Consider the following 7,406-nt stretch of genomic DNA (forward strand, 5'->3'; position numbering starts at 1 on the left):
GTCAAACTGACGATTTTTTCACCAACAAAAAAAAGCGATGTTTTTCATTGACTTAAACTTTCGATGCAGGCAGCCATCGGGGTCAGGATTGGTATGACAGTATCGTTACAGCTCGCGCAACTAATGTGCACAAGTACCTGTTACCCGGTTATATCGATGCGCTTTTTCGGGTCATTTTGACGGTCAGTCTGGGGATAAACCGGTCTGCGACGTGGCTTCATGACATTTTCTGCACCGACCGACGGTCAAGAAAATGAGCCAGGACGGGGCGAGCCGTTACTGACGAAAACAGGGGTTTACCCTTCATGGAATGTTTTTTCAGTCAGGGTTTGCTTTGTGTATTTCGATCCGTTACTATCCGCGGCGTTAGTACCAAGCTGAAAGTCAATTCCGGTCGAACACATCCCCACGGTCAGCCTTCTTCCAAGAAGCCCCTACCGAACAAGCGGGAGCGACCCCTCGATGGTTTCCAGGTAAATCTTGCGACGACACTGCCTTTGAATGATGCAAAGGGTGTTGCGAAGACCACTTACTCTGACCGAACCAACCTGCAAATTGATCAGGATCTTCACCCCGGGCCCAGAACCTTTGCCCTTGATGTGTTGCCTGCCCTCCTAAGTACCTACCTGCCAGCCCAAGCGCGCCAACTTATCAGCGCTTCAAACTGGCTGCTTTGTTCCAGTCGGGTTCTTCGTTCGACCAATGGTGGTCGTCGTCACTGGAACGTTTTAACGTTGCACGGTTCTTATCCGTGTCATTTGTAGGAACACCTAATAACTATGTCTACTCAAATCCATACTCAGGATGCCATTCGCACCCTAACCAACGCTTTTGCTCCAATGAACTGCCTGATCATGGCCGCTCGCAAAGGCTGCTTCAGCTTCACTTTGGTCAATGAACACGGTATCGCCCGCCACAGCGAGCGTCTGTACCCCGATCAATACTCCAGCGCAGAACCGCTGCAGGCCGTGATCGATCGTACCCGTCAGGCACTGGTTGCCTGAAAGCCGAAAAGGCTGCAAAAGCAAAAGCCCCGCTTAAATTGCGGGGCTTTTTATTGCCTGATGTTTCACTTTTGGCCCGTTAGCGCTTAAGCACCTTCTGATATAACGGTTATAACTCGAAGCCGGAAATATTTTAAAAACAGGCCTTTACGTTGTGAATATGACACTACACTTCAACTCAAGCGGCTTGATCCGCTTTCGGCGAGCCTGAGTCGATCCACCGCTGCCAAGGCCCCCTTCAGGCATCGCCGCCCAACAACAAGATCCGAGGATTTTATGGGTATCGCTGCCAGCGAACTGTGTCGCTACGTGATCCGTCCTACGTTGATTTATCTGGGACGTCACTGCGCAACCGCCGAATCCCTGCTGCTGGGTATCGCCGCCAGCCAATCCGCCCTCGGGTCTGCCCTGCATGACCGCCGTGGCCACGGCCTCTACCGCATTGCCGAGCATCGCCATCAGGCACTCTGGGATGACTATCTGGCCCTCGATCCCGAACGTGCCAGCCTGGTGCGCGGCCTCGCCAGCCAACATGCGTTTTTGAGCGGCCCGCACCTGGAACTGACCGTCAACCTGCGTTACGCCACCGCCATCGCCTGGCTGCTGGTAGAAGAACAAAACCCCACCCTCCCCGACCCGGATGATTTGCTCGGGATGGCGCGTATCTGGCGTCAGACCTTCCAACCCCAAGGTCGTCTGCGTGACTTCACTTGCGCCTGGCAAACCTGTGTTTCACCGCTGAATCAGGTCGCTTGCTGACCCGTCGGTTTCACAAGATCTGCCAACAGGTCGCGAATCTGGTCGGATTGTCCTACAAAACCGCTCTAACTCAAGGCTTACGGACTATAGCGCTGGGACGAAAATCTTGGTAATTTTCGCCCCGGTGATCACCAGGAGTTCTAATAATGAAAAAAGTAATGCTCAAAACCACCCTTAGCCTCGCCGTTACCATGGCATCCACCCAGATCTTCGCAGCTGGCTTTGCCATCAACGAACACAGTATCAGCGGGATGGGCACTGGTTACGCTGGGCGATCCTCTTCTGCCGACGACGCAAGCACTGTTTATGGCAACCCTGCCGGCATGTCGCGCATCACGCGTGAACAAGTCACTGGCGGTGTTGCATTCCTCGACGCAAAAACCGATATCAGCGACGCCAGCTCCAGCCCTAACGGCGGCAGCAACAAAGGCGACATGGTGCCCTTCACCTCCGTACCTATGGGCTTCTACGTCAAGCCGATCGATGATCATTGGGCATTCGGCCTGGGCGTGTACGTACCGTTCGGCCTGATCACCGATTACGAAAACGGCTTTGCCGGCCGTTACTTCGGCAGCAAGTCCGAAGTACAAGTCATCACCTTCCAGCCAACCGTGAGCTACAAGTTCAACGACGTCGTGTCGATCGGTTTCGGCCCGACCATCAACCGCATCGACGGCACCCTGGAATCGAACCTGTCGATTACCCAGGCAGCACCGGACGGCAAGGTCAAGATCAAGGGTGACGACACTGCACTGGGCTACAACATCGGTGTGCTGGTGCAAGCCACTGACACCACTCGCCTGGGTCTGACTTACCACTCGAAAGTCGACTACAAGCTCGAAGGCAACACCAAGGTCAACTACGGTGTGCTGGGCGCAATCGGTCTGGGCGCCAACCAGAAGTACGACGCTTCGCTGAAAATCACCACGCCTGAATCCGTGGACTTCTCGGTGACCCAGGCGATCAACGATCAGTGGAACGTCTACGCCGGTTCGACCTTCACCCGTTGGAGCCAACTGAAGAAAATCACCGTCGAGAACTCGGGCGTTCAGCCGCTGCTGGCCGGTCAATTCGGCGAGATCACCGAAGACCAGAACTGGCACGACTCCTGGGCTTACGCCGTGGGTACTTCGTACCAGCTGAACAAGGAATGGGTACTGCGTACCGGTCTGACCTTCGACCAGTCGCCGACCAACAACGTCGACCGCTCGCCACGTATTCCAACTGGCGACCGGACGATCTTCAGCATCGGTGCTGGCTGGAGCCCGACCGAAGACCTGACCATCGACGTTGCCTACTCGTACCTGAAAGAAGAGTCGGTCAACATCCGCAATCAGAACGATCGTGGCCAGACCTACAACGCCAAGTATGAAAACTCGGCAAACGGTTTCGGTGTCGGCGCTACTTACCGCTTCTGATGCTGCGTGGCGAGGCTAACCCCTCGCCCACAAAAAAGCCCCGCTCTCTTTGCAGAAAGCGGGGCTTTTTCATGCACGCGATCAACACTCTGTAGGAGCTGCGGAACGCTGCGATCTTTTGATTTTGACGTTTAAGATCAAAAGATCGCAGCGTGCCGCAGCTCCTACAGGGATTGCGTCAGGGTTTCAAAGGTTTCGAGGCGATGGCCTTTTCGATCGCGGCAATAAACTCCGGATCATCGGGCTTGGTCAGGCTGGAGAAATTGGCAATGACCTTGCCTTGGCGATCAATCACGTACTTGTAGAAATTCCACTTCGGCGCACTGCTTTGCGCAGCGAGTACCTGGAACATATGGGTGGCATCGTCACCACGGACTTTCTGCGGTTCGGTCATGGCGAACGTCACGCCGTAGTTGGCGTAGCAGACCTTGGCGGTCTCGGCGCTGTCCTTGGACTCTTGCTTGAAGTCATTGGAAGGCACGCCGAGCATTTCCAGCCCCTGCCCTTCGTAGCGCTTATGCAGCGCCTCAAGGCCTTCGAACTGTGGCGCGAAACCGCAGAAGCTCGCGGTGTTGACCACCACCAACGGTTTGTCGGCGTATTGCTTGCACAGATCGATGGATTCCTTGGCGCGCAACTTCGGCAGCGAACCTTGCAACACTTCCGGGCAATCCGCAGCGTGGGCCAGGCCAGTCAACGCCACCAGCAACGCGGGAACAGCACACCAGCGCATCAGCATCTCGAGCATCCTTGAGCATTCGTCAGACTTCGACGTTACTCGCCGCGCCACGTTCTAGCAAATGCTCATGCCCAGTTGCATCAACGCCAGGCCACCCTGATGCCAGCCCCACCACACCAGCGCCAGCAATGCGGCGCCGAGTGCGGTGATGACGATACGCGGCCAGAATCGACTCATGCCGCGCCCGCAGCAGCTTGCAGGCGTGCAACCGGACGCTCGCGCACCGGCCAGTTCAGCGCAGCCGCCAGCAGGCTCAAGAGAATCGCCACTTGCCAGATCAAGTCATAACTCCCGGTTCGGTCATACACCACCCCGCCCAGCCAGCCGCCGAGGAACGAGCCGAGCTGATGGAACAGGAATACGATGCCACCGAGCATGGACAAATTGCGCACGCCGAACAAGGTCGCCACCGTACCGTTGGTCAACGGCACCGTCGACAGCCACAGGAACCCCATGGCCATGCCGAACAGGTAGGCCGATGTGGTCGTCACCGGCAGCCACAGGAACAGCACGATAACCACCGCGCGCAACAGGTAAAGCGCGGTGAGCAAGCGCGGTTTCGACATGCGCCCACCCAGCCAGCCGGCGGTGTAAGTGCCGAAGATGTTGAACAGCCCGATCAGTGCCAGCACCGTGGTGCCGACGCTGGCCGGCAGATGCTGATCGACCAGATAGGCCGGCAGGTGCACGCCGATAAACACCACCTGAAAACCGCAGACGAAAAAGCCGAACGCCAGCAGCCAGAATCCCGAATGCGAGCAGGCTTCGCGCAACGCTTCGGAGAGCGTTTGCTCATGACCCAGCAGCGGCAACGGTTTGTCCTTGAGCATGCTCACCAGCGGCACGATCAGCGCCACCAGCAAGCCCAAGACCAACAACGCCGCCGACCAGCCGAGCCAGCCGATCAGGCCCAGCGTGCCCGGCAACATGGCGAACTGGCCGAAAGAGCCGGCGGCGCTGGCAATGCCCATGCCCATACTGCGTTTTTCTGGCGGCACGGCACGCCCGACGACGCCGAGGATGACCGAGAACGAAGTGCCGGAAAGACCGATACCGATCAGCAGACCGGCGCTCAGAGACAGCGTCACCGCCGAATCCGACAAACCCATGCACACCAGACCCGCCGCGTAGAGCACGCCACCGACGAGCACCACTTTCGCCGCGCCGAAACGGTCAGCCAGCGCGCCGGTAAATGGCTGCGCCAGGCCCCAGATCAGATTCTGCAAAGCGATGGCGAAAGCAAACACCTCGCGCCCCCAGCCGAACTGCGCGCTCATCGGCGACAGAAACAGGCCGAAGCCGTGACGCACGCCCAATGACAACGCGAGAATCAGCGCACTACCGACCAACACCCAACCGCACGTACGCCACATCGATGTCATTATTGTTCTCCGCTTGCGGGTATATACCCGCTTGAGTTTGGAAGAAACCGGCCTCAGGCCAGTTCATCCAGCAATCTGAGCAAGGTTTCACGCTTCTCGGCGCCCAAGCGATCAATCAACCGTTGCTGCGCCGCCTCCCACGCCGGCAAGGCTGCCGCCAGGCGTTGCGCACCGGTTTCGGTGAGACGGACGATGCGGTTACGCATGTCCTCGCCCTCCGCCAGCGCCACCAATCCTTCACCTTCGAGAACGCGCAGATTGCGCCCGAGGGTGCTGCGATCCAGGCCCATGGCTTCAGCCAGTTCCGAGATGCTCGGTTGATCGAGACGTTGCAGGTTGCACAGCAAAGAATACTGCGCAACGTTGATCCCGAAGCCATCGAGAGCGCCGTCGTAATGCCTGCTGACGCCACGAGCGGCGCGACGCAGGTTGGTGCACAAACACTGAGAAGGAAGCATGATGCGTGTATATACCCGCGACTGTGTTAAATCAAGTTACAGATGAGTTTACCCTGAGCTTTTGCTGTGCATGACATACCTCTATCGCTGGCAAGCCAGCTCCCACAGATTTTGGGGCGCACGCAAAATTTGCAGCCAACCTTGAGACCCGTGGGAGCTGGCTTGCCAGCGATGGGGCCAGCACTTTCGCCCATTATCCCTCAGACCAAAACCACACCAACCAACACCACCATCTCCAGCAATTCCAGCAACGCCCCCGCCGTATCGCCCGTCGTCCCGCCCAGCCGTCGCATCATCACTCGCCGCAGCCAGATAAAAACGGCGATCGAAATGACCAACGCAACAACTGCGCTAAACCCGGCGATCAACAAACACGCCAGCGCACTCACCACGAGCACCCACCACCCGGCCCGACGCGGCAAATGATCCGCCAACGCCTGCCCCAACCCACCCGCCCGCACATACGGCGTGGTCAGAAACAGCCCGAGCAACGCCGCCCGCCCAAGCACCGGCACAATGATCAAAACGACCCCATGCCCCTGCTCGATCAACGCCAACAGCGCAGCTAACTTGAGCAGCAACACCAGCACCAGCGTCACCACCGCAATCGGCCCGCTGCGCGGATCTTTCATGATCGTCAGCGTGCGCTCGCGATCACCAAAGCCACCGAGCCAAGCATCGGCGCTGTCGGCCAGGCCATCGAGGTGCAACGCGCCGCTGAGCAACACCCAAGCCGTCAACAACAGCGCTGCATGCAACAAGAGCGGCGCACCGGCCAACGCCAGATTCAATGCCCAGAGGATCACGCCAAACAGCAAGCCCACCAGCGGATAAAACAGCAGCGATCGGCCAAGCTGTTCCGGCTCAGGCATTCCCGGCAGACGAATCGGCAGGCTGCTGAGAAATTGCAGGGCGATCCACAGCGGCAACATGTCAGCGACCTTCCTTGAGTGAACCGTCAGCCTCGACCGTCAGCGCAAACATTGCGCCATGTCCGACTTCAACATTGAGCAGTTGTTCGCGCGGCAAGCCTCGCGCCTGCGCCAGTAACAAACGCATGACGCCGCCATGGCTGATCAGCAAAACCCGCTCCCCGGCATACGCCGCGTGCAACCGCGATACCGCCGCCAACACTCGCGCAGAAAAATCACTGACCGGCTCACCTTGCGGCGGTGTAAAGCCGTAAGGATCAGCCCAAAACAGTCCCAACGCCTCAGCGTCAGTCTCCATCAACGCTGCCGCGCTCTGCCCTTCCCACGCACCGAAATGCAGTTCCTGCAGATCCTTGTCCAACTGCACCGGCAGATTCAATTGCTCACCGAGTTCAGCGGCAAACCGCGCACAACGCTGCAACGGCGAGCTGACCAGTCGATCCCACGGCCCGCCCTCAACCACCGCTGCACGCATCTGCGCCCAGCCCTTCTCGGTGAGCGCGTCGTCGAGACTGCCGCGCAGACCACCGCCCAATTCAGTCTCACCGTGGCGCAGCAGGTCGAGATTCAATGTCATGCCGGGCGATCCGCCACCGCCGCTTCGGCGAACGTCGCCATCTGCCCGTGCAGATCGCAGGCCAGACGCAACAGCGGTACGGCCAACGCTGCACCACTGCCCTCGCCCAGACGCAGACCAAGTTCCAGCAACGGCTC

The 7,406-nt window shown here is 58.4% G+C and carries 10 protein-coding genes; 3 read left to right on the plus strand and 7 right to left on the minus strand.

The window, feature by feature from the left end:
• Positions 1-779: 779 nt before the first annotated feature.
• From PMI37_RS03005 to PMI37_RS03015, 3 genes are all read left to right on the plus strand, one after another.
• Positions 780-1,004: a hypothetical protein gene (locus PMI37_RS03005; RefSeq protein ID WP_003214941.1), complete on the plus strand. Its 225-nt coding sequence runs from the start codon at positions 780-782 to the stop codon at positions 1,002-1,004.
• A 276-nt stretch (positions 1,005-1,280) separates the two neighbouring features.
• Positions 1,281-1,763, plus strand: a complete 483-nt coding sequence (locus PMI37_RS03010) for a hypothetical protein (RefSeq protein WP_008077902.1) — start codon at positions 1,281-1,283, stop codon at positions 1,761-1,763.
• A 146-nt stretch (positions 1,764-1,909) separates the two neighbouring features.
• Complete coding sequence (locus PMI37_RS03015; RefSeq protein WP_008077903.1) at positions 1,910-3,181, plus strand: OmpP1/FadL family transporter; 1,272 nt, start codon at positions 1,910-1,912, stop codon at positions 3,179-3,181.
• A 178-nt stretch (positions 3,182-3,359) separates the two neighbouring features.
• Here the strand turns inward: PMI37_RS03015 and PMI37_RS03020 are convergent, their stop codons facing one another.
• The 7 genes from PMI37_RS03020 to PMI37_RS31115 form a co-directional block, all read right to left on the minus strand.
• Positions 3,360-3,920: a glutathione peroxidase gene (locus PMI37_RS03020; RefSeq protein WP_008077904.1), complete on the minus strand. Its 561-nt coding sequence runs from the start codon at positions 3,918-3,920 to the stop codon at positions 3,360-3,362.
• A gap of 54 nt (positions 3,921-3,974) precedes the next feature.
• Positions 3,975-4,097: a hypothetical protein gene (locus PMI37_RS32360; protein WP_008077905.1), complete on the minus strand. Its 123-nt coding sequence runs from the start codon at positions 4,095-4,097 to the stop codon at positions 3,975-3,977.
• Positions 4,094-5,302: an MFS transporter gene (locus PMI37_RS03025; protein WP_008077906.1), complete on the minus strand. Its 1,209-nt coding sequence runs from the start codon at positions 5,300-5,302 to the stop codon at positions 4,094-4,096. Before PMI37_RS03025 ends, PMI37_RS32360 begins: the two co-directional genes overlap by 4 nt.
• Positions 5,303-5,355: 53 nt before the next feature.
• Positions 5,356-5,760, minus strand: coding sequence for a MarR family winged helix-turn-helix transcriptional regulator (locus tag PMI37_RS03030; RefSeq protein WP_007950413.1), 405 nt, complete (start codon positions 5,758-5,760; stop codon positions 5,356-5,358).
• Positions 5,761-5,960: 200 nt separating this feature from the next.
• On the minus strand, positions 5,961-6,692 hold the full coding sequence (locus PMI37_RS03035) for an adenosylcobinamide-GDP ribazoletransferase (RefSeq protein ID WP_008077907.1): 732 nt from the start codon (positions 6,690-6,692) through the stop codon (positions 5,961-5,963).
• 1 nt (position 6,693) lies between these two features.
• Positions 6,694-7,269 (minus strand): alpha-ribazole phosphatase family protein, encoded by a 576-nt coding sequence (gene cobC, locus PMI37_RS03040; RefSeq protein WP_008077908.1) that lies wholly within the window; start codon positions 7,267-7,269, stop codon positions 6,694-6,696.
• A partial coding sequence (locus tag PMI37_RS31115) for a nicotinate-nucleotide--dimethylbenzimidazole phosphoribosyltransferase (RefSeq protein WP_008077909.1) occupies positions 7,266-7,406 on the minus strand: 141 nt, incomplete at its 5' end. The genes cobC and PMI37_RS31115, both read right to left, overlap by 4 nt.

This window comes from Pseudomonas sp. GM80 (assembly GCF_000282515.1).
Taxonomy (GTDB): domain Bacteria; phylum Pseudomonadota; class Gammaproteobacteria; order Pseudomonadales; family Pseudomonadaceae; genus Aquipseudomonas.

Coding starts and splice junctions, on each gene's coding strand:
- PMI37_RS03005 (WP_003214941.1), top strand. CDS start 780: ATGTCTACTCAAATCCATACTCAGGATGCCATTCGCACCCTAACCAAC.
- PMI37_RS03010 (WP_008077902.1), top strand. CDS start 1,281: ATGGGTATCGCTGCCAGCGAACTGTGTCGCTACGTGATCCGTCCTACG.
- PMI37_RS03015 (WP_008077903.1), top strand. CDS start 1,910: ATGAAAAAAGTAATGCTCAAAACCACCCTTAGCCTCGCCGTTACCATG.
- PMI37_RS03020 (WP_008077904.1), bottom strand. CDS start 3,920: ATGCTGATGCGCTGGTGTGCTGTTCCCGCGTTGCTGGTGGCGTTGACT.
- PMI37_RS32360 (WP_008077905.1), bottom strand. CDS start 4,097: ATGAGTCGATTCTGGCCGCGTATCGTCATCACCGCACTCGGCGCCGCA.
- PMI37_RS03025 (WP_008077906.1), bottom strand. CDS start 5,302: ATGACATCGATGTGGCGTACGTGCGGTTGGGTGTTGGTCGGTAGTGCG.
- PMI37_RS03030 (WP_007950413.1), bottom strand. CDS start 5,760: ATGCTTCCTTCTCAGTGTTTGTGCACCAACCTGCGTCGCGCCGCTCGT.
- PMI37_RS03035 (WP_008077907.1), bottom strand. CDS start 6,692: ATGTTGCCGCTGTGGATCGCCCTGCAATTTCTCAGCAGCCTGCCGATT.
- cobC (WP_008077908.1), bottom strand. CDS start 7,269: ATGACATTGAATCTCGACCTGCTGCGCCACGGTGAGACTGAATTGGGC.